The organism is Kocuria sp. ZOR0020, assembly GCF_000800955.1.
GTDB lineage: Bacteria > Actinomycetota > Actinomycetes > Actinomycetales > Micrococcaceae > Kocuria > Kocuria subflava.
This window is the reverse complement of the sequence record NZ_JROX01000258.1, coordinates 1-1114: the sequence shown is the minus strand read 5'-3', so window position 1 is coordinate 1114 and position 1114 is coordinate 1. Positions and strand designations below refer to the sequence as shown.

At 70.7% G+C, this 1114-nt stretch carries 2 protein-coding genes; both read right to left on the bottom strand.

Annotated elements, in window-relative coordinates:
* Positions 1–334 (bottom strand): vitamin K epoxide reductase family protein (locus L979_RS12735; protein WP_047692584.1); only part of this gene is annotated, 334 nt, incomplete at its 3' end.
* A partial coding sequence (locus L979_RS12730) for a cytochrome c oxidase assembly protein (protein WP_197052154.1) occupies positions 327–1114 on the bottom strand: 788 nt, incomplete at its 5' end. The genes L979_RS12730 and L979_RS12735, both read right to left, overlap by 8 nt.

The window sequence follows — 1114 nt, the reverse complement described above, 5'->3', positions numbered from 1 at the left end:
CCCCGGCCAGGATCGTCATGGCGGTGGTGATCACCACCGCGAAGGCGACGATGCCGATCAGCGGGTTGGGGAAGCCGAAGAGCTCCGACTGCCAGGTGCCCATGACTTGCCCGCAGGACACCCAGGGGTTGATGTCACAACTGGTGACGTGGCCCGGGTCCTTGTAGAGCTGAAGGCGCTCGAGCACCAGAATCGCCGAGGCGACCCACCCGATCACCCCGGTCACCAACAGGACCAGGGCGAAGGGGCGGCGACGGGCGAATCCGGGCAGGTGCTCCTCGGCGACCGGGCCGGCGCCTGGGTGGCGGTGGGCGCTGGTGGTGGTTTCAGCCATGGTGGATGTCCTTGGGGGTTCCTCGATCAACGGTGGCGTCGGTGGTGCCGTGCTGGTGTCTTCGAGCCAGGACGGCCAGGGCCGCGGCCAACAGGGGCAGGACCCCGGCCAAGAGGATGGAATGGGCCGCGGATTGTTGATCCGCCAGCGGAGAAGGCCCCCAGTCTCGGCCGAGTCCGGAGAACCACTCTGGTTGGATCACCGTCGGTGACAGGGCCGTGAACACCACCCAGATCCCCAGCACGGTGGCCACCGCGAGCAGCACCAAGGCCTGCGTGCGCACCGCTCTGCGGTCCGGTGGGGCGGCCAGCGCGGCGGTAGCGAAAATCAGGCCCAGGGCCACGGCGGTGGTGTTCATCAGCTCGTGGCCGACGTGGGTGTGCAGGGCCACGGCGAAGGCGGGGGTGTAGTAGAAGACGCCCAGCCCGGCCAGCATCAGGATCCCGGCCGGGGCCGGGTGAGCCAGCAGGGCCCCGGCCCGGGAGGTGCGCCATGCAGCGGCGAGCTCGCACCACCCGGTGCTGCCGTCAGTGCGGACCGGAACCAGGGCCGCGGCCAGGCGGCCGGGCGCTCCGGCGATCAGCAGCAGCGGCACCGGGAAGCTCAGCAGCAGGTGGGCGGCGGTGTGGACGCTGAACAGGATCGGGGCGTAGAGGGCCATCGCTCCGCAGGTGACGTAGACCAGCAGCACCAGACCGGCCAGGAATGCGGCCGTGCGTGCCACCGGCCATGGTGCGCCGGTGCGGCGCAGGTGTCGGGCCCCGCCCAGGTAGAGGCAAG